This is a genomic window from Stenotrophomonas sp. SKA14 (assembly GCF_000158575.1).
GTDB lineage: Bacteria > Pseudomonadota > Gammaproteobacteria > Xanthomonadales > Xanthomonadaceae > Stenotrophomonas > Stenotrophomonas forensis.
Genome location: NZ_DS999412.1, coordinates 643954 through 663582, shown reverse-complemented (window position 1 = coordinate 663582; position 19629 = coordinate 643954). Strand labels below are relative to the sequence as shown.

General features: G+C 68.0%; 18 protein-coding genes. 5 read left to right on the top strand and 13 right to left on the bottom strand.

Going from position 1 to position 19629, the window contains the following annotated elements; translation table 11 throughout:
- Positions 1–55: 55 nt before the first annotated feature.
- Entirely contained in the window at positions 56–1234 is a 1179-nt protein-coding gene (locus SSKA14_RS03030; protein WP_008267484.1) for a glutathionylspermidine synthase family protein, read from the bottom strand.
- Positions 1235–1241: 7 nt separating this feature from the next.
- A complete protein-coding gene (locus SSKA14_RS03025; RefSeq protein WP_008268008.1) occupies positions 1242–1814 on the bottom strand; it encodes a DUF1190 domain-containing protein in 573 nt (190 codons plus the stop codon).
- Between the two features lie 490 nt (positions 1815–2304).
- Here SSKA14_RS03025 and ilvD point away from each other — a divergent pair, with 490 nt between their 5' ends.
- Together ilvD and SSKA14_RS03015 are read left to right on the top strand one after the other, a co-directional pair.
- Positions 2305–4143 (top strand): dihydroxy-acid dehydratase, encoded by a 1839-nt coding sequence (gene ilvD, locus SSKA14_RS03020; protein ID WP_008266953.1) that lies wholly within the window; start codon positions 2305–2307, stop codon positions 4141–4143.
- A gap of 100 nt (positions 4144–4243) precedes the next feature.
- A complete protein-coding gene (locus SSKA14_RS03015) occupies positions 4244–5416 on the top strand; it encodes a DUF418 domain-containing protein (RefSeq protein ID WP_040009269.1) in 1173 nt (390 codons plus the stop codon).
- Between the two features lie 92 nt (positions 5417–5508).
- Here the strand turns inward: SSKA14_RS03015 and dinG are convergent, their stop codons facing one another.
- The 3 genes from dinG to aroE form a co-directional block, all read right to left on the bottom strand.
- On the bottom strand, positions 5509–7611 hold the full coding sequence (gene dinG / locus SSKA14_RS03010) for an ATP-dependent DNA helicase DinG (RefSeq protein WP_040006917.1): 2103 nt from the start codon (positions 7609–7611) through the stop codon (positions 5509–5511).
- A gap of 155 nt (positions 7612–7766) precedes the next feature.
- Entirely contained in the window at positions 7767–8120 is a 354-nt protein-coding gene (locus tag SSKA14_RS03005; protein WP_008268207.1) for a hypothetical protein, read from the bottom strand.
- A gap of 3 nt (positions 8121–8123) precedes the next feature.
- Complete coding sequence (gene aroE, locus SSKA14_RS03000) at positions 8124–8969, bottom strand: shikimate dehydrogenase (RefSeq protein WP_008268064.1); 846 nt, start codon at positions 8967–8969, stop codon at positions 8124–8126.
- Between the two features lie 48 nt (positions 8970–9017).
- Here aroE and SSKA14_RS02995 point away from each other — a divergent pair, with 48 nt between their 5' ends.
- Positions 9018–9881, top strand: a complete 864-nt coding sequence (locus SSKA14_RS02995) for a PD40 domain-containing protein (protein WP_008268069.1) — start codon at positions 9018–9020, stop codon at positions 9879–9881.
- A gap of 97 nt (positions 9882–9978) precedes the next feature.
- Here the strand turns inward: SSKA14_RS02995 and SSKA14_RS02990 are convergent, their stop codons facing one another.
- From SSKA14_RS02990 to SSKA14_RS02975, 4 genes are all read right to left on the bottom strand, one after another.
- Positions 9979–10248, bottom strand: a complete 270-nt coding sequence (locus tag SSKA14_RS02990) for a hypothetical protein (RefSeq protein ID WP_040006915.1) — start codon at positions 10246–10248, stop codon at positions 9979–9981.
- Positions 10249–10280: 32 nt separating this feature from the next.
- A complete protein-coding gene (gene hemB / locus SSKA14_RS02985) occupies positions 10281–11270 on the bottom strand; it encodes a porphobilinogen synthase (RefSeq protein WP_040006912.1) in 990 nt (329 codons plus the stop codon).
- Between the two features lie 19 nt (positions 11271–11289).
- Positions 11290–12207 carry a bestrophin family ion channel gene (locus SSKA14_RS02980; RefSeq protein ID WP_008265913.1) on the bottom strand — a complete coding sequence of 306 codons (918 nt, stop codon included), beginning with the start codon at positions 12205–12207 and terminating at the stop codon, positions 11290–11292.
- A gap of 122 nt (positions 12208–12329) precedes the next feature.
- A complete protein-coding gene (locus SSKA14_RS02975; RefSeq protein WP_006475755.1) occupies positions 12330–12578 on the bottom strand; it encodes a hypothetical protein in 249 nt (82 codons plus the stop codon).
- Between the two features lie 184 nt (positions 12579–12762).
- On the opposite strand from SSKA14_RS02975, the gene SSKA14_RS02970 reads away from it, so the two are divergent.
- Complete coding sequence (locus SSKA14_RS02970; RefSeq protein WP_008267941.1) at positions 12763–13230, top strand: hypothetical protein; 468 nt, start codon at positions 12763–12765, stop codon at positions 13228–13230.
- Positions 13231–13325: 95 nt separating this feature from the next.
- On the opposite strand, the gene SSKA14_RS02965 is transcribed toward SSKA14_RS02970, so the two are convergent.
- The 4 genes from SSKA14_RS02965 to SSKA14_RS02950 form a co-directional block, all read right to left on the bottom strand.
- Positions 13326–15125 carry a DUF885 domain-containing protein gene (locus SSKA14_RS02965; protein WP_008265609.1) on the bottom strand — a complete coding sequence of 600 codons (1800 nt, stop codon included), beginning with the start codon at positions 15123–15125 and terminating at the stop codon, positions 13326–13328.
- A gap of 67 nt (positions 15126–15192) precedes the next feature.
- Complete coding sequence (locus SSKA14_RS02960) at positions 15193–15708, bottom strand: cytochrome c oxidase assembly factor Coa1 family protein (RefSeq protein ID WP_008268497.1); 516 nt, start codon at positions 15706–15708, stop codon at positions 15193–15195.
- 25 nt (positions 15709–15733) lie between these two features.
- Positions 15734–17959 carry a DPP IV N-terminal domain-containing protein gene (locus SSKA14_RS02955; protein ID WP_008268528.1) on the bottom strand — a complete coding sequence of 742 codons (2226 nt, stop codon included), beginning with the start codon at positions 17957–17959 and terminating at the stop codon, positions 15734–15736.
- 158 nt (positions 17960–18117) lie between these two features.
- Complete coding sequence (locus SSKA14_RS02950) at positions 18118–18807, bottom strand: glutathione binding-like protein (protein ID WP_008266376.1); 690 nt, start codon at positions 18805–18807, stop codon at positions 18118–18120.
- Between the two features lie 110 nt (positions 18808–18917).
- On the opposite strand from SSKA14_RS02950, the gene SSKA14_RS02945 reads away from it, so the two are divergent.
- Positions 18918–19559: a TIGR00645 family protein gene (locus SSKA14_RS02945; RefSeq protein WP_040006910.1), complete on the top strand. Its 642-nt coding sequence runs from the start codon at positions 18918–18920 to the stop codon at positions 19557–19559.
- Positions 19560–19629: the final 70 nt, after the last annotated feature.

The following is a 19629-nucleotide window of genomic DNA, read 5'->3' as shown; positions in this document are numbered from 1 at the left end:
GCCTTGGTGGGTGCCAACCTTGGTTGGCACGGCAGCCCTGTGGGCCGCACCGCCATCAGACGTAGATCCGCGTCGGCGCCTCGTCCACGATTGCGTGCGGCACGAAGCGCGCACTGTCGCGGGTAATCGCGCTGTCGTCCTCGCGGATGCCGATGCCGCAGGCGTGGTCACCGACCACCCAACTGCCGATCAGCGGGTAACCGCCTTCGAAACGGGTAAGCGGATGCGCGCGCTGGATGATCGCCGGGCCATCGTAGGGACCGTCGCTGCGCTGGGTGCTGCCATCGGCCAGGTGCATCTCGATGTTGGCGCCTTCGCGAGAGAACAGCGGCTTGCGCACCCAGCCCGAGGCCAGCGTACTGCCGTCATCGAAGTGTGCTTCCAGCAGGTTCGGATGACCGACGTTGCGCTGCCACAAAAGCGGCAGGATGCCCTTGTTGCTCAGCACCGCCTTCCACGCAGGTTCCAGCAGCTGCACGCCCGAGCCGGGCAACGCGCGGCCGAATTCCTCGGCCATCAGGTCTTCCAGCGGGTACAGCTTGAACAGCGTGCCGATCACCGAATCGTCCAGCGCGGTGAAGCGGCCATCTTCGGACAGGCCGATATCCTCGATGGCGATGGCCTGGCCATGCAGGCCGGCCTGCGAAGCGCAGTCACGCAGATAATCGACGGTGCCGCGGTCTTCATCCGAGCTGCCTACGGCGCTGAAGTACAGCGGCGGCGGCAGCTGCGTGGCCAGTTCGCCGAAGCGCTCGACCAGCGCCTCGTGGATGGCGTTGAACTGGTCGGCGTGCTGCGGCAGGCGACCGGCGTTGCGCTGGTCTTCCAGCCACTGCCACTGGAAGAAGCTGGCCTCGAACAGCGAGGTCGGCGTGTCGTAGTTCAGTTCGTACAGCTTGGCCGGGCCGGTGCCGTCGTAGGCCAGGTCCAGGCGGCCATAGAGGTGCGGCTGGCGCTGGCGCCAGCTGTCGGCGATCCAGTCGCGGTAGTGCGACGGAATCGCCAGCTGGTCCATCAGCCGCTCGCTGGCGATGACATCGCCGACCAGGTCCAGCGCCATCTGGTGCAGCTCGGCACTGGGGTCTTCGATGTCCTGTTCGATCTGGCGCAGGGTGAAGGCGTAGTACGCGCTTTCATCCCAGTACGGCTGGCCATCGATGGTGTGGAAGCGGAAACCCGCCTCTTCCGCGCGTGCCCGCCACTGGGCACGCTCGGCAATCCGGATGCGCTGCATGGGTCGATCAGCCGCCGTAGCTGCCGCTGGTGCTGCGGCGTGCGCTGGAGTTGCCGAAGCCACCACGGCTGGCGGTGACCGCACGGTTCGGCTCGCTGGTGACCGGGGCCAGGCCGGCCTTGCCCGCGCCGATGCCGCTGGCGGTGTTCAGGCCACCGCTGCCGCCCGGGGCCGGGCGCGCCCAACCGGCGCTCTTGTCCTGGTAAGCCGGCGACGCCGCCGGCGCCTGCGGGGCCAGGCCACCGCGGTTGCTCAGCATCTGCGACATGAAGAAGCCCATCATCATCGGGCCGATGAACGAGGTGCCCGCCGACGTGTGCTGCTGTACGCACTGTTCCGGCTTGTAGTCCTTTTCGCAGGCTTCCTTGCTGGCGTACTTCGGCGCCGCATCGGCAGCCTGCTTCTGCGCTTCGGCGAAGGCGTTGCGGCACGAGGACGGATCGCCGGTAGCCTCGGTGCAGGCCTCCACCGAGGTATACAGGCCTTCCTGCACCTTCACCTCCGGCTCCTTCTGGCAGGCGGTGAACAGCAGCGGCGCGGCGCTCATCAGCAGCAGCGCGGTGGTGCGGGAACGTTTCATGGCCTCATGCCCTGTCGACGGATCAATGCCCCAATGATGCCAAATCCTGGCCAACAACCGGAATCGGCAAAGTCCGAAAGATGAACGGACTTTCATTTTCGTCGCTCCCCATCATCCACGCATGGCGTGGACCTACCGTGTCGACCAAGGTCGACACCCACCAAAAGCAGCGCACAGCGCCGGCCCCGACAAATCGCAGGAAACTGTCGAAGGCGGGGTGGGTCCGGTGGCAGGGGTGCGAGCCGCATGGATGCGGCGACCAAGCCCCCATGGACGGGTTCACGGCGTCCCCTGCCACCGGACCCACCCCGCCATCCCACACGAAGCCAGCTTTTGACGTTGAGGTTGCCGGCCAGCGGCCGGCACTAACGCTTCGGCGGGTGCAGGGCGCAGCCCGGCCGGACCACCTCCGGTGGTTGCAGCAGCAACCGAAAAAATTGGCCATGATCGGGCGACCCCCACGTCGTACGGCCCGCCCGTTCCGCCAGCCATGCCCGAATACCGTTCCCGCACCTCCACCGCCGGCCGCAACATGGCCGGCGCCCGCGCCCTGTGGCGTGCCACCGGCATGAAGGATGGCGACTTCCACAAGCCGATCATCGCCATCGCCAACTCCTTCACCCAGTTCGTGCCCGGCCATGTGCACCTGAAGGACCTCGGCCAGCTGGTCGCGCGCGAGATCGAGCAGGTCGGCGGCGTCGCCAAGGAATTCAACACCATCGCCGTGGACGACGGCATCGCGATGGGCCACGACGGCATGCTGTACTCGCTGCCCAGCCGCGAGATCATCGCCGACGCCGTGGAGTACATGGTCAACGCGCACTGCGCCGACGCGCTGGTGTGCATCAGCAACTGCGACAAGATCACTCCCGGCATGCTGATGGCCGCACTGCGCCTGAACATCCCGGTGGTGTTCGTCTCCGGCGGACCGATGGAAGCGGGCAAGACCAAGCTGTCCGAGCACAAGCTGGACCTGGTCGACGCAATGGTGGTGGCCGCCGATGACAGCGCCTCCGACGAGAAGGTAGCCGCCTTCGAGCGCAGTGCCTGCCCCACCTGTGGTTCGTGCTCGGGCATGTTCACCGCCAACTCGATGAACTGCCTGACCGAAGCGCTGGGCCTGTCGCTGCCCGGCAACGGCACCACGCTGGCCACCCACGCCGACCGCGAGGCGCTGTTCCGCCGCGCCGGCCGCCTGATCGTTGAACTCTGCCACCGCTGGTATGGCGGCGAAGACCCGAGCGCGCTGCCGCGCGGCATCGCCACCCAGGCCGCGTTCGCCAATGCGATGACCCTGGACATCGCCATGGGCGGATCGACCAACACCATCCTGCATCTGCTGGCCGCTGCGCAGGAAGCGGAGGTCGACTTCGACCTGGCCCATATCGATGCCTTGTCGCGGCGCGTACCGCAGTTGTGCAAGGTGGCACCGAACACGCCGAAGTACCACATCGAAGACGTGCACCGCGCCGGCGGTGTGTTCGGCATCCTCGGTGAACTGGACCGCGCGGGGCTGCTCGATACCCGTGTGCCGACCGTGCACAGCGCCAGCCTGGCCGACGCGCTGGAACGCTGGGACGTGGTGCGCAGCGACAACGACACCCTGCATACCTTCTTCAAGGCCGGCCCGGCCGGCATTCCTACCCAGGAGGCCTTCAGCCAGGCCACGCGCTGGCCGACGCTGGACGTGGACCGCGCCGAGGGCTGCATCCGTTCGCTGCAGCACGCCTATTCGCTGGAAGGCGGCCTGGCCGTGCTGCGCGGCAACCTGGCCGTTGATGGCTGCGTGGTGAAGACCGCCGGCGTGGACGAGTCGATCCATGTGTTCGAAGGCGCCGCACGTGTCTACGAAAGCCAGGACGCCGCCGTCGCCGGCATCCTCGCCGACGAAGTGCAGCCGGGCGAGGTGGTGGTGATCCGTTACGAAGGACCGAGGGGTGGTCCGGGCATGCAGGAGATGCTGTATCCGACCAGCTACCTGAAGTCGAAGGGGCTGGGCAAGCAATGCGCACTGCTGACCGATGGGCGCTTCTCCGGCGGCACGTCGGGCCTGTCGATCGGCCACGTCTCGCCGGAAGCGGCCAGCGGCGGGGTCATCGGCCTGGTCGAAGACGGCGACCGCATCCGCATCGACATCCCGGCCCGCCGCATCGATCTGCTGCTGGATGACGCCACCCTGGCCCAGCGCCGCACCGACGCCGACGCGCGTGGCTGGAAGCCGCGCGCGCCGCGCCCGCGCAAGGTCACCAGCGCGCTGAAGGCCTACGCCCTGCTTGCCACCAGCGCCGACAAGGGCGCCGTACGCAACACCGCGCTGCTGGGCGACTGACCCCCGTGCGGTAGTGCCGGCCGCTGGCCGGCATCTGCCGCGTGCCTCCAGGCGCATGCCGGCCAGCGGCCGGCACTACCGATCCGTTACGCTGCAGGGCATGACCCACCGCCCGCCGCGCCAGCCCCTCATCGATGCCCTGCGTGGATTCGCGCTGCTCGGCGTGTTCCTGGTCAACCTGCGCTTCTTCTCGCTCGATGCGCTGATGACCGAGGCCGCGCAGCAGGCGCTGCCCAGCGCGGCGCTCGACCAGGCCATCCGCACCGGCATGGAATGGCTGGTGGACATGAAGGCGATCACCCTGTTCTCGCTGCTGTTCGGCATGGGCGTGGCGATGCAGATGGACGGCCACGCGCCCGGCAGCATGGCCGCGCACCTGCGGCGGATGGCGGTGCTGCTGGTGATCGGCCTGCTGCATTCGGTGCTGCTGTGGTGGGGTGACATCCTGCTGGTGTACGCACTGGTCGGCCTGCTGCTGCCGCTGTTCCGTCACCTGGGCGATCGTGCCCTGCTGTGCAGCGGCCTGTTCATCACCCTGTTGCTGCCACCGCTGCTGTCGCCGTGGATCCGCGAATGGGTGGCCCTGCTCACACCGCGCGCGCAGATGAACGCCATGGCGCTCGATGCGCTGGCGCACGGAAGCCTGGCGCAGGCGTGGTGGCGCAACCTGCAGCTGGCGGCATGGCTGAAGCTGAGCAACTGGGCACTGTTGTTCTTCGTGCTCGGCCGCTTCCTGTTGGGCTACTGGGCCGGTCGTCGCGGACTGCTGCAGCAGCCACAGGCACACCGGCCGCTGCTGCGCGCGATTGCCCTTGGTGGGCTGCTGTTGACGGCCGCGTTCCTGTGGATCGATGCCCACGCCGATGCGCTCAAGCAGGCATGGCCCGCGCTACGTGCGGGCGTGCCCGGCTACCTGCTGCGCGTGTCGTATCGCGTTGCGCCACTGGCCTTGGGCATCGCAGCAGCCGCCATCTTCGCCCTGCTCTATCTGCGCCCGTGGGCCGAACGCGTGCTGCGCGTGTTCGTCCCGGCCGGGCGCATGGCACTGAGCAACTACCTGCTGCAAAGCGCCATCTGCGTGCCGTTGTTTGCCGGCTTCGGGTGGGGTATCGGTCCGCAGCACGGGCTGTGGCCGGTGCTGCTGGTGGCAGCGGTGGTGTTCCCGCTGCAGCTGTGGGCGAGTGCGTGGTGGCTGCGCGTCCATCGCTTCGGGCCGGTGGAATGGCTGTGGCGCAGCGCCAGCGAAGGGCAATGGCTGCCGCTGCGTCGGTAGCCATCGGAGACGGAGCGGATCAGTTCGTTTGTGCCATTTGCGACTTAATCCCTTCCGTCCCCGTTTTGCCGGCCAGCGGCCGGCACTACCGGTCAGCCGATCACGCGCTTGAACGGCGGTAGCGCGTCGATGATGCGCTTGCCGTAGCGGCGGGTCAGCAGCCGCGAATCAAGAATGACCACGCGGCCGGTGTCGGTGGAAGTGCGGATCAGGCGGCCGGCGAACTGGGTCAGCGTGCGCAGCGCGTGCGGAATCGCGATCAGGTTGAAGGCGTTGAGCCCGCGCCCTTCGAACCACTCGCTGAGGGTGGCGGTCTGCGGGTCGGTCGGCACCGCGAACGGCACCTGGGTGATCACCACCGTGGTGCAGGCTTCGCCGGGCAGGTCGAGGCCCTCGCCGAACGAGTTCAGGCCGAACAGCACCGAGCCCTCGCCCGCCGCGACGCGGCGCAGGTGCTCGTCGATCAGCCGGGTCTTGGACATCTCGCCCTGCACCAGCACCTGCTTGCGGCGTGCAGCCGGCATCAGGCCGGCCACCTTCTCCATCTTCCAGCGCGAAGTGAACAGCACCATCGAGCCCTTGGCCCAGTCCAGCTCGGTGTCGAGGTAACGCGCTATTTCGCGCGGATGGCCTTCGCGATCATCCGGTGTGACCGGGAACTTCGGCACGATCAGCTCGGCCTGGTTGGGCAGGTCGAACGGCGAGGACAGCGAGACCATCTCGGCCTCTTCGGGAATACCGTTGTCGATCGCCAGCGACTGGAAATCGCCGCCGCCGGTCAGCGTCGCCGAGGTCATCACCACCGAATCCACTTCGTCCCACAGCAGCTTGCGCAGCACGTGCGCGGCCGACACCGGCGAGCCGTGCAGCACCAGGTCGCCGTCGCGGGTGGCGGTGACCCAGCGCGCCATCGGCGGCGCGCCGTCCTTGTCCTCGCGGCGCCACGCCTGCCAGAGGTTGTACTGCTGCTCGATCATCTCCAGCGCCATGCCCAGGTTGCGCTGCAGGCGCTCGCGTGCGGCATCGTCCGGCTTGCCCTTGGCCACCTGTGCGGTGGCCGCATGTGCCCAGTTGTAGAGGCTGCGGGTATCGTCGGCCAGTGCTTCGATCGGCTCGCGCCAGGCTCCCGGCAGGCGACCATTGGCGGCACGCCACATCGGTTCCTCGTCGGCCGGCGCCGGCATCCACACCCGCTCGACGTGGTCGCGGAAGGCGCGCAGCTGCTTGGCCACGTTGCTGGCCACCTCGATCGCTTCGTTCGGCAGCAGGTTGCCGAGGCGGTCCTTGTCGACCGCGCGGTAGGCGCCGGCAATCAGGATCTGCAGGCGGCCGGTACGCTTGGCCATCTCGTCCAGTGCCAGGCTGGCCGCGCCCTGGTCGATCGCCACGTTGCCGATGTGATGGCCTTCGTCCAACACCAGCAGCATGTCCGACGGTGGCGCGATCAACGGTTGGCCGTTGTCGCTGTCGCCGATCGACAGCGCCGACAGCAGCAGCGCGTGGTTGGTCACCACGATCTGCGCATCGCGCACGGTATTGCGCGAACGCAGCACCGCGCATTGTGCCGAATAGGCGCAGCGGCGCCCTGCACAGCCCGAGGCCGGCGTGGTGATGCGGCTGCGCAGGCCGGGGCTGATGGTCTCCGGCGCGTTGTCGATGTCGCCATCCCAGCTGCCGCCGGTGAAGGCATCGGTCAGGCGCTTGGCGATATCCATCTCGATCGGCGCCAGCGGCCGGTCGAACAGCGGCGCGTCATCCTCGAACATGCCGCCCTGCGAGCCCTCGCCCTGCGCCTCGGCGGCATTGCGCGTGCACAGGTAGCGGGTACGGCCTTTGGCCAGCGCCACGGTCGCTTCCAGGCCGGTGGCCTTGAGGAAATTCGGGATATCGCGCTCGACCAGCTGCGACTGCAGCGCCACGGTGCCGGTGCTGATCACCAGCTTCTTCTTGCTGGCCAGCGCGATCGGCACGCCCGCGGTGAGATAACCCAGGCTCTTGCCGACGCCAGTCGGCGCCTCGACCACGCCGACGCCACCGCTTTTCGACAGCGCGCGCGACACCACGCCGATCATCTGGCTCTGCGAGCGGCGGGTGGAGAAGCCGGGGGTATTGGCCTGCAGCGTCGTGTACGCCTTGCGGATCGCATCCTTCAAGGGGTCATCGAGCGTGCGCGGAGCGGCGACGGTTTCGGTCACGCCGGGAGGTACCGTGGCTGGATCAGGCCGGTCATTGTCGCATGGCCGGCCACGTCCGCCGCCGCTGGCACCCTGAACGGGGCAGCCACGACGCCCGGCAGCGGGATGAACACGCCGGGCGGTCCAGGCGACGGCCCAGGGCCGTCACCGGGGTCTCACTGCACCGGGTTGCCGCGCAGCCGCAGCAGGCGCACCAACGCCCATACCAGCAGCACCACGCCGATGGCCTCGACCATCGCCAGCGCGAAGTGCAGCACGCCGAGCACGGCGCCCATGCCCGACACGGCGCCGAAGTTGCCACTGCTGACCAGCCACATCGGCAGGATGCCGGCGGCCAGGCCGCCCAGGCAGGACAGCAGCAACAGCAGCAGGCCGACCAGCGCGCCGGTACGGGTGGCATCGCGCGGCGCGCCGACCACCCAGACCAGGCCCACGCACAGTGCGATCAGCACCGGCAGGCGTACGCCGACCATGCTCAGTACGGTTACCAGCAAGGCGGTGCTGTCCATGGCTCAGTCCTCGCCGGCCAGCACGGCCGCACCCTGGCGCAGCGACTGGTAGACCTCGTCGGTCTGCGGGCGCACGCCGTGCCACTGCAGGAAGCTCTCGGCGGCCTGTTCGACCAGCATGCCCAGGCCATCGACGGTATTACGGCAGTTCGCCGCGCGCGCCCAGGCCAGGAAGGCGATGGCGGCTTCGCCGTAGTTCAGGTCGACGGCGGTGGTCATCGAGTTGACCAGCGACAGCGGCAGCTTGAACTCGACATCGCGGTCGCGACCGGCCGAGGTGGCATTGACGATCAGCTCGAAGTCGCCGAGGTCGCGCAGGTCTTCCCAGTAGCGGCTGATCGCGCGGCCCGGTTCGCCCATCGCGTCGATCAGCTCATCTGCGCGTTCCGGCGTGCGGTTGACCACCACCAGTTCGGTGATGCCGGCATCGAGCAGCGCCGGGGCGACGCTGCGTGCGGAGCCGCCGGCACCGATCAGCAGCATGCGGCGGCCACGCAGGTCCAGGCCGTGGCGGTCGGTCAGGTCGCGCACCAGGCCGATGCCATCGGTGGTGTCACCGTGCCAACGGTCGCCCTTGCGCAGCAGGGTGTTGACCGAGCCGGCGCGGCGCGCCCGTGCGGTCAGCGTGGTGCACACCGAGAATGCGGTTTCCTTGTGTGGCAGGGTGACGTTGGCGCCGACACCGCCCTCGGCGGCGAACGCCTCCAGGCCGGCCAGGAACGCATCCGGGGCCAGGTCGATCGCGCGGTAATCCACCGCGATGCCTTCCTGGCGACCGAACGTCGCATGGATCTGCGGCGACTTCGAGTGGGCAACGGGGTGTCCGAAGACGGCGTAACGGTCGGTCATGGAATCCTCAAGCTGGCTAGACTGATGCTCTTTCGTGCACGGACCCGGATGATGCGCATCACCCCGCCCCTGCTGGTGCTTGCCGCCAGTCTACTCTCTGCCCCCGTGGCGATGGCGTTGAACGAGTACGGCATCGAAGGCATGGGCGTGGTCTCGACCCGCGCCGACGAGGGCCGCGCCACAATCAGTGCCGATGGCCAGCGCATCGTGTTCGCGCGCCGCGGCGAGGCGGGTTGGGGCCTGTGGGAAGCGCGCGTGGTCGATGGCCGCTGGCAGCAGGCGCAGCCCCTGCCGGTGGGCGTGGCCGGTGAGGCCCGCGACCCCTACTTCAGCGGCGATGGGCGCTGGCTGCTGTTTGCGGCCGGCCGCGAAGGCGCGCTGGCGCTGTATCGCGCGGCATTGGCCGCCGATGGCCGGCTGGGCAGCGCGCAGGCCCTGGCCGGCGATGGCGGACGCCGGGAAGAGCGCGGGCCGGCCCTGAGCGCAGATGGCCAGCGCCTGCTGTTTGCCCGCCAGCAGGGACGTGGCGCGGGCTGGGACCTGTTCGTGGCGCCGCTGGACGCGCAGGGTGTGCGTGGCCCGGCCACCGCACTGACCGCCTTGAACAGCGCCGAGGACGAGACCGACGGTGACTGGCTGGGCCATGACGGCGCCGTGGTGTTCAGCCGTGGCAGCGACGCGACCGCGCAGGTGTGGAGCAGCGGCTGCGCGTGGAGCGGCGTGGCGCTGCAGCCGCTGCGGCTGTCGTTCAACCAGGCCGGCGGCTGGACCGCCGCGCCGGTGATCGACAACGCCAAGCCGGGCGAGATGCTGGTCGTCAGCAGTGCGGCGAAGGCACCGCGTGCCGGCGGCGTGGATGTGTACCGGTTGGCGGTACCGAAGGTGGCGGCGGTGGCGGGATGCGTGCAGTAGATCCACGCCATGCGTGGATGATCGTTCGGTAGATGCCAACCTTGATTGGCATGCAGGAACGTGCCAACCAAGGTTGGCACCCACCCATGCGGATGCGTCAGCGCGACAACACCCTGGCACGCTGCTGCTCGTACTCAACCTCGCTCAGCTGGCCATTGTCCTTGCGCTGGTTCAACGCGGCCAGTTCGGCCTGCACGCTGTCCGGCAGGGCCTGCTCACGGGCCACGTGGCGGGCCGCCGACAGCTGCTCCGGCGGGCGCTTGCCGGCCCGCCAGGCCGCGATGAAGACACCGACAATGATGGCGCCGAACACCAGCGTACCGATGCCCCAGATCAGCCATTGCATCCATCCCAGTTCGGGTCCCATCGCGCACTCCTCCGTCTATCGTCGCGCTATTGTCAGCGCTCGCGCAGCCATCGCGCCACCTGCGGCGCGAAATAGGTCAGCACGCCATCGGCACCGGCCCGCTTGAAGCCCAGCAGCGATTCCATCACGCAGGCGCGCTCGTCCAGCCAGCCATTGGCGAAGGCGGCCTTCATCATCGCGTACTCGCCGCTGACCTGGTAAGCGAAGGTCGGCACGCCGAAGGTCTCTTTGGCCCGGCGTACCAGGTCCAGGTAGGGCATGCCCGGCTTGACCATCACCATGTCGGCGCCCTCTTCCAGGTCCAGCGCGATTTCGCGCAGGGCCTCGTCACCGTTGGCCGGGTCCATCTGGTAGGTCTTCTTGTCGGCCTTGCCGAGGCTGGCCGCGCTGCCCACCGCATCACGGAACGGGCCGTAGAACGCCGAAGCGTACTTGGCCGAATAGGCCATGATGCGCACGTTGATGTGGTTGCTGGCATCCAGCCCGCGACGGATCGCGCCGATGCGGCCGTCCATCATGTCCGACGGCGAGACGATGTCCGCACCGGCCTCGGCATGCGACACCGACTGCTTGACCAGTGCGTCGACGGTGATGTCGTTCAGCACGTAGCCCTTGTCGTCGATGATGCCGTCCTGGCCATGCGTGGTGTACGGGTCCAGCGCCACGTCGGTCATCACCCCCAGTTCCGGGAAGCGCGACTTCAGCGCGCGGATCGCACGCTGCGCCAGGCCGTCCTCGGCCCACGCCGCCGACGCGTCCAGCGACTTCAGCGACGGGTCGATCACCGGGAACAGGTCGATCACCGGAATGCCCAGTTCCAGCGCTTCCTCGGCCACCTTCAGCAGTTCTTCAATCGACAGCCGCTCCACGCCCGGCATCGACGGCACCGCGGTGCGGCCGGCAAGCTCGTGCACGAACACCGGGTAGATCAGGTCGTCGGTGGTCAGCGTGTTCTCGCGCATCAGGCGGCGCGAGAACTCGTCATGGCGCATGCGGCGCGGGCGGTATAGCGGATGGGACATGGCAGGCTCCGAGGAGTGGCTATTGCAACAGGTAGCCCTGCGGCAGCAGGGGTTCGGGCAAGGGGCGCTCGCCGAGCGCGTCGAGCTGGTCGATCTCGATCGTGCGCACCAGCGCGTCCAGCGGCAGGTCGTTCGGCTCCAGTCCGAACGGGTCTTCCATTTCTTCACCCAGCTGGTCCAGGCCGAAGAAGGCGTAAGCCAGCACCGCCGACAATACCGGCGTGCCCCAGCCCAGCGAACTGGCCAGGCCGAACGGCAGCAGCACGCAGAACATCCAGGCGCAGCGGTGCAGCAGCAGGGTGTAGGCGAACGGCAGCGGAGTGGTGAGGATCCGCTCGCAGCCGGCCTGGATCGACGACATCGCGTGCAGGCGCTCTTCCAGCTGGGCGTAGAGGATCGGATTGAGCGCACCGGCACGCAGGGCCTGGGCCAGCTCGGCGGCGATCATCGCCAGCAGCGCATCGGCCACGTTCTCGCGCTGGCCCAGCTGTTCGCGCTGCGGCTTGTCCAGCCACGGCAATGCCGCCAAAGCGACGATGCGTCCGCGAAGGCGCGCCGCCAGCGCATGCGCGAAAGCAGTGGTGAGGTAAGCGATGCGGCGGCGACGGCCGGCGTCATCGGCCAACAGCAGGTTGACCTGGCGGGCCAGCGAACGCGACTCGAAAACCAGTTGGCCCCACAGCTTGCGGCCTTCCCACCAGCGCTCGTAGCAGGCGCTGTTGCGGAAGCTGAGGAAGATCGACAGCACCAGGCCGAGCAGGGTGAACGGGGTCACCGAGACGCGCTCGATGCCGGTCGGCGGCGCCAGTTCCACCACCGCAGCCACTGCGATGGACAGGATCAGGATCGCCAGCACCTTGGGGGCGATCGCTTTGACAATCGAACCGCGCAGGATGTAGAGCAGTTGCCAGCCGTGGGGACGGGGTCGGATGATCATGGGGCAGCCGCGCCGGGCGCGGATTCACAGGCACGCGGGGGGCTCGCGCAGCCATTCATTGTACGCCCCTGCCCGGCTGTGGGCCGTGTGCCTGCGACGCCCTGTCGCACCCGGGGACGGGCTCAGATCACGCCGCCGCCCAGGCCGAGGCGCAGGATGCCGACCACCACCACAATGCCGTTCAGGACCAGCCCGGCCCAGGCCCGGCCGCGCTTGCTCGGGTGGGTGAACAGGATGCCCAGCGCAGCGATCACCGCACCGACGGCAGCGAACGGGATCAGGAACCAGTTGCCCCAGCCCAGCAGCGGAATCAGCGCCAGGATCATCCACAACAGCGCCAGTACGCCCCACAACAGACTGATCACACCCATGCCGCTCTCCCACCGTTGGTTCCTGGGCCCACCATAGACGTTCCCGCCGCTGCCGCCTACTGCCATTGGCGGGGCTGTCACCGGGGCCGTGCTAGCGTTCGGTGGTGCGTGCCCTGGCCCGGGTGTTGGCCCCGATTCAGAGTGGCCCGCCGATGATCACAACCAGTCCTGCAGGGGTGATGCCATGAACATTCGTTGGGCCGCGTTGGCGGCCATGCTGCTGGCCGCCGCCGGTTGTGCCAGTACGTCCAAGGTGATGCTGGGCCGTGCCCGCGCGCCGATCGACCCGGCCCAGGTGCAGATCTATTCGACGCCGCCGGCCGGTTCGCAGGAAATCGCGCAGCTGGAATCGGCGTCCGCGGTGGGCTTCGGCACCCAGGGCCAGACCGATGCCGCCGTGGCACGTTTGAAGCGCGAAGCGGCGGCGCTGGGTGCCAATGGTGTGGTGCTGATGGGTGTCGGCAGCAGCGGTTCGCCGGTGGGCATGTCGGTGGGCGCCGGTACGTTCGGCTCGCATGTCGGTGGCGGCGTCGGCATTGGTATTCCGACCACGCAGAAGCGCGCTGCCGGTGTGGCGATCTGGGTACCGAATCCGCAGCCGCCGGCACGGCTGCCGACCCAGGTGATCACGCCTCCGCCGCCGCAACGGTGACGCGACTGCGTCACCGCCGGTAGTGCCGGCCGCTGGCCGGCAACCCCGGGAATCCCAGACAATGCCGACCAGCGGCCGGCACTGCCCGGCGATGCTCAGCGCTTGTACTTCGGCACGAACACCTTGTTCACCGCATCGGCCAGCTGGTCCGGCGGCAGCAGGCCCTGGTCGAGCAGGAAGTTGTTGAACGCCAGGCGGTCGAACTTCGCGCCCAGCGCCAGCTCGGTCTGCATGCGCAGTTCCAGGATGCGGGTGTAGCCGTAGAAGTAGCTGCCGGCCTGGCCCGGCATGCGCACCATGTAGCGGTCCAGTTCCTGGGTGGCCATCGCCTTGGACAGGCCGACCTGCTCCATCAGCACGCGCTCGCCGTTGGCACGGTCGGTCAGGCCGAGGTTGAGCATCGGGTCGAGCATCGCGCGTGCGGCGCGCAGCAGGCGGAACTGCAGCGCGATCATCTGCCCGTCCAGCGGCTCGTACGGCACCATCTCGGCTTCCGCGTACAGTGCCCAGCCTTCCACGTTCACCGAATTGAACGCGAACATGGTGCGCGCCAGCGAGATGCCGCGCTCGACCATCGCGGTGAACTGCAGCTCGTGGCCCGGGCGGCCTTCATGCGCACTCAGCGTCCATGCCGCTGCACCGAAGTTGAAGTCGTCGTACTGCGCGCCCGGGCCTGCGGCCGGGTTGCCCAGCGGCAACACGAAGGTGCCCTGCTGCCCGGTGTTGTTGACCAGCGGCGCCGGCAGGAAGTGCGGGGCCGGGCTGGCCGCGCTCTCGGCGGCCGAGCCCAGGCGCATCTGCATCGCGCGCTTGGGCACGTCGACGATGGCGTGCTCGCGGATCAGCGGGTCGATCGCATCGATCACCTTGCGGTAATGGCCTTCCAGGTGATCGTCGGCAATCTTGTCGGCCTTCAGCGCACGGATCACCGCCACCGGGTCGCTCGGATCGGCCACCTTCAGGCCCTTGTCCTTCACCACCAGCGGCGCCAGCTGCTGCATCGCCGAACGGGTTTCCATGAACTCCAGCTGCGCACGCTGCATCAGCAGCTTCGGGTCGATGTCGATGCCCACCTGCTTGAGCTGGTAGGCGTACAGCGGCGCCGGCAGGCGCGCGTCGGCACGTGCCTTCGGCAGCACCTCGGTGCGGGTCCAGGCCGCATAGTCCTTCATCTGCCCGGCCAGGGTCTTCATCGCCTCGTCAGCGCCGGCGATCTGGTACTTCTTCAGCAGCGACTCGATACCGGTGATGTAGGTCTCGACGTTGTCCAGCGACTGCTGCACTTCGATCTTCGTCGGCTGCAGCAGCGTGCTGTCCTTCAGCCGCTCCTGGTAGCGCTGACGGGCCAGCGTAGTGAAGGCAGTGCCACCCGGCTGCAGGCCGGCATAGGCCTTGAGGCGGTCGATCGCCTTGGCGCGGCGCTCGGCCGGCACCTGGTCGGACAGCAGCAGGTTGAGGCCGCTGAACACCGTCTGCGGCGCATCGCTCCACGGCAGCAGGTACTTCTCGTTGAGCTCGCTGCCTTCGATGTTCTGGCTGGCGGCATGGATCATGATCTCCAGGTCCTGGCGCACGTTGGGATCCTGCTCGGTGGCCAGCTTCGCCTTCAGCTCATCACGTGCCTTGGCCATCGCGGCGCGGTAGCGCTTGCCGTTGTCGGGCCCCAGGTCGGCCACCTTGTCGTCGTAGCCGGGCACGCCGAAGAAGCCGGTTTCCTCCGGCTGGAACGGACCCTGCGCATCCAGCAGGATCTGCGCCAGCGCATTGCTGCGGGCGACCCAGGCCGGGCTGGCCGGGGTGGCGGCCTTGGCAGCGGGTGCGGCCAGCGCCGGCGGTGCGGACAGCAGCGGGGCGGCAGTCAGGGCCAGGGCAACGGCCAACGCGATCGGCTTCATGGTGCACTCCAGGACAGGGTTGCCCGCACCCTACGCGTTCAGGGCCATGGCGACAATCGGCCGGAGGTCACAATGCGGCGGTCAGCGGGCACTCGCCACGATCACGGCAGGCCTGCAGCTCGCATTCGTGCGCGGCTTCATCATCATCCAGCGCGGTCAGGTCGAAGGTCTGCTTGTCCTCGGCCAGCACGTACATCACCGGGTAATCCCACACATCGTCGCTGCGGGTGCCCTTCACGAACAAGCGGCCGTGCGCGAGCGGCCCTTCCAGCGAGACGGTCAGGCCGACATCACGCTGGCCGTTGATCGCGGTCTGCATGCTGCCCAGCGGCATCGACCCGGCACGCAGCGGCTCGCCGAACGCGTCCACCAGTTCGATGCTGCAACCGGCGCGGCGCAATGCTTCGCGCATCGGTGGGCTCTCGCGCGCCGCCTCGCTCCAACCCAGCACGCTCCAGGCCACCACGCCGCCGACCGTGCCCAGCACCAGCACCACGGTCAACGGCATCGCCCAGCGCCAGTGGCGGCACCACCAGCCAGCAGATCGCTGCTGATGGGCGGGAATCGGCGGTGGCAGGGTCATCGGCGGGCTCCTTCCCGGCTGCGGATCAGGGTTTCAGGCAACGCCCCAGGAAGGCTTCGGCCACGCGGTAGCGATGCAGCGCATCGGCACCGGACAGGCCATGCTTGGCACCCGGGTAGGTCATCAGTTCGAACGGCTGGGCACGCTTCTGCAGCGCGCTCATCAGGCTGGTCGAGTTGGTGAACAGCACGTTGTCGTCCGCCATGCCGTGGATCAGCAGCAGCGGCGAACGCAGGCCCTCGATATGGGTCAGCACGCGCGCTTCGCGGTAGCCGGCTTCATTGCGCGCCGGCAGGTCCATGTAGCGTTCGGTGTAGTGGCTGTCGTACAGACCCCAGTCGGTCACCGGCGCACCGGCCACGCCACAGGCGTACTGGTTCGATGCCTTGGCCAGCAGCATCAGGGTCATGTAGCCGCCGTTGGACCAGCCCTGCACGCCGATGCGTGCCGGGTCGACCCACGGCTGCTGCTTCAGCCACGCCACGCCGCGCAGCTGGTCGGTCACTTCCACCGTGCCCTGCTTGCCGTACAGCGCGCCGCCGAAGTCACGGCCACGACGCGGGGTGCCGCGGTTGTCCAGCGAGAACACCACGTAGCCCTGCTGGGCCAGGTACTGGTTGAACAGGTGATCACCGCGGCCGGGCCAGCTGTCGGTGACGGTCTGGCTGGCCGGGCCACCATAGACGTACACCGCTACCGGGTAGCGCTTGGACGGATCGAAGCCGGCCGGCTTGATCAGGCTGTAGTTGAGCGACGTCTTGCCATCGGCGGCGGTGAGCGTGCCGAACTCGATCGGGCGTTGCGCGTCACGGTAACGCGCATACGGGTGCTTGGGATCGGCCAGGTCGTTCTCGAGCAGGGTGGCGATCTTCTCGCCATTGGCACGGAACAGCTCGATCTGCGGCGGCGTGCTGCTGTTGGACCAGCTGTCGACATAGACACTGGCGTTGCGGGCGAAGCTCGCACTGTGCATGCCCGGCGCCTTCGACAGCCGCTGCGGCTCGCCGCCCTGCAGCGACACCGCGTAGATCTGGCTTTCGCGCGAGGTCTCGATGCCGGCGCGGAAATAGACCTTGCCGGCCTTCTCATCGACCGCCAGCAGTTCGTCCACCGGCCAGTTGCCGCGGGTCAGCGCGGTGGCCTTGCCCTTGCTGTCGATGCGGTACAGGTGCTGGAAGCCGGTGCGTTCGGACGACCACAGCACGCTGCCGTCTTCCAGGAAGCGCAGGCTGTTGTGCAGCGGCACCCAGGTCGGGCTGGTCTCGTGGGCGAGCACGCGCTGGCGGTTGGAATCGAGTGCCACTTCCACCAGGTCCAGCTGCTTCTGGTCACGCGACTGGCGCTGGAAGCTCAGGTGCTGCGCATCGCGCCAGTCGACGCGGGCCAGGTAGATGTCCTGTTCCTTGCCCAGGTCGACCCAGCGCGGCTGTGCGTCGGCGGCCGGCGCGATCACGCCCAGCTGCACGCGCACATTGGCATCGCCCGCGGCCGGATAGCGCTGCTCGATCACGTCGGTGCGGTCGGCATAGACCTCGTAGCGCTTCTGCACCGGCACCGGCGATTCATCGATGCGCGCGAAGGCGATGGCCGAATCGTCCGGCGCCCACCAGTAGCCGGTGTGGCGGTCCATCTCTTCATCGGCGACGAATTCGGCCACGCCGTTGCCGATGATGGTGCTGCCGTCGCGGGTCAGCTGCAGCTGCTTGCCGCTGGCCAGGTCGATCACCCACAGGTTGCGACCACGGATGAAGCTGACGAAGCCGCCCTTCGGCGACAGCTTGGCATCGGTGGCGAAACCTTCGCCGTGGGTCAGCTGGCGAACCGCCGCCTGGCCCTGCTGCTTGAGGTCGTAGAGATACAGTTCGCCGCCGAGCGGGAACAGCAGGCGCTGCGCGTCCGGCGACCACTGGTAATCGACGATGCCGGTCATCGCGGCGATGCGCTGGCGCTCGCGGCGGGCCTTTTCCTCATCGCTGAGGGTCTCGGTGCCGGGCAGCACCACCTTGGAATCGACCAGCAGGCGGGTCTGGCCGCTGCCGATGTCGTAGGTCCACAGGTCCAGCTGGTTGCGGTCGCTGTCCTTGCCGCGCAGGAAGCTGACCTGCGACCCGTCCGGCGCCACCTTGGGCTTCATCAGGGTCGGGCCGGACAACGGCAGCGGGCCGGTGATGGCTTCCAGGGTCAGCTTTTCAGCGTGGGCGGCGGTACTGGTGGCGAGCATGAGGGCGAGCGAAGCGAACAGGTGGCGCATGAAGAATCCCGGCAAACGGCAGGTCCGCCCATCACGATGGATGCGGGGCGGTCGTCCCCCATCCTAACCAAGCCCGTGCAGGAAGACAGCATGACCTTTTGCCCATAAGGCCTGCCCGTATGGAGTGCCGACCCGCGGTCGGCACCCACCGTCCCGGGTCAACGCTGGCCGAACAGGTGCCTGCGCTCTTCGTCGCTGAGCGGCTTGCCAGCATTCGGATTCACCTGCTGGCGCAGCGCGTAGGCGCGCTGGGTGGCCGGGCGCGCGGCGATCGCTTCATGCCAGCGCTTCAGGTTCGGGAACGCGGAAAAATCGACCGGGATCTTGTCGTAGGCGCCGATCCACGGGTAGCTGGCCATGTCGGCGATGGTGTATTCATCACCGGCCAGGAAGGCGTGCTGGGCCAAGCGCTTGTCCATTACCCCGTGCAGGCGGCGCACTTCGTTGTCGTAGCGCTCGATGGCATACGGGATCTTTTCCGGCGCGTACACATTGAAGTGACCCATCTGGCCGCTCATCGGGCCCAGCCCGGCCATCTGCCAGAACAGCCATTCCAGAGTGGTGACGCGGCCACGCGGGTCGCTTGGCAGGAACTGGCCAGCCTTCTCGGCCAGGTACAGCAGGATCGCGCCGGACTCGAACACGCTCTGCGGGGCGCCGCCATCGGCCGGGGCCTGGTCGACGATGGCCGGCATCTTGTTGTTGGGCGAGATCGCAAGGAAATCCGGCTTGAACTGATCGCCCGAGCCGATGTTGACCGGGTGGATGCGGTACTCCAGGCCGGTTTCCTCCAGCAGCAGGGTCACTTTGTGGCCGTTCGGGGTGGGCCAGTAATACAGGTCGATCATGGCGGCGGCTCGGGGTGCGGAAAGGAACCTGGAGTCTAGTGCGAGAGTTGGGTTGGCACCGTCATGGCAGGCCGGTAACCTCGCGGCTCCCCCGAAACGCACTGTCCTGCATGAGCCACAGTCCTCGTCCCCTGTCCCCGTTGTCCTCGCTGATCTTCGCCTCGCGCTGGCTGCAGCTGCCGCTGTACCTGGGCCTGATCCTTGCCCAGTGCGTCTACGTATTCCTGTTCGGCAAGGAGCTCTGGCACCTGCTGTCCCACTCCGTCTCGATGGGCGAACAGCAGATCATGCTGATCGTGCTGGGCCTGATCGACGTGGTGATGATCTCCAACCTGCTGGTGATGGTGATCGTCGGCGGCTACGAGACCTTCGTTTCGCGCCTGCGCCTGGAAGGCCATCCGGACCAGCCGGAATGGCTGAGCCACGTCAATGCCAGCGTGCTGAAGGTGAAGCTGGCGATGGCGATCATCGGCATTTCCTCGATCCACCTGCTGAAGACCTTCATCGCCACCAGCGCGCTGAAGGGCCTGCCGCTGTGCAAGCCGGAACAATGGGCCGCCGCGGTGTCGTCGGCTTCGACCAGCTTCTACAGCGCTGGCGTCGAGACCTGCACGACCATGACCCAGGAAGGCGTGCTCTGGCAGACCATCATCCACTGCGTGTTCATCCTGTCGGCGATCGGTATCGCCTGGACCGACAAGCTGATGTCCAACAGCCACAGCAAGGCGCACGACAAGGCGCACGACCACTGAGGTCGCCGCCGGCAGCGGCCTGACCACCGTTGCCTGTCCCGGCCGCCGCCCCTTGTACGCGGCGGTGGCC